Source organism: Colwellia marinimaniae (assembly GCF_002207865.1).
Classification (GTDB): Bacteria; Pseudomonadota; Gammaproteobacteria; order Enterobacterales; family Alteromonadaceae; genus Colwellia; species Colwellia marinimaniae.
In genome coordinates, this window is the sequence record NZ_BDQM01000220.1 from 1 (window position 1) to 279 (window position 279).

Consider the following 279-nt stretch of genomic DNA (forward strand, 5'->3'; position numbering starts at 1 on the left):
TAAAATACGTAAACATTTACCGTGTTTTCTTGAAGATGCAGAGAATGAATTGACGACGTCTAGTCGATTCATTTTAAAGAATATAGCAGACACCCCTTTCAAAGAGAATATAGCAGACACCCCTTTCAATGGAACTAAACAAAAACCTCAACTATGCTTATTTAATCAGCAACAAAACCAGTTGAGGTTACTATGGCAACCCCAAGAAAACAGCAAGTCAGTTTAATTGATACCTGTTATTATCACTGTATCTCTCGTTGTGTTCGTCGTGCTTTTCTA

1 protein-coding gene and 1 pseudogene are annotated in these 279 nt (G+C 36.2%); both read left to right on the top strand.

The window, feature by feature from the left end; translation table 11 throughout:
- Positions 1–226: hypothetical protein (locus tag MTCD1_RS21935; protein ID WP_235013388.1), on the top strand; the 226-nt coding region annotated here is incomplete at its 5' end.
- Positions 193–279: pseudogene (locus tag MTCD1_RS21570) on the top strand (Type I secretion system protein TolC); the annotation flags it as partial. The gene MTCD1_RS21935 and the pseudogene MTCD1_RS21570, both read left to right, overlap by 34 nt.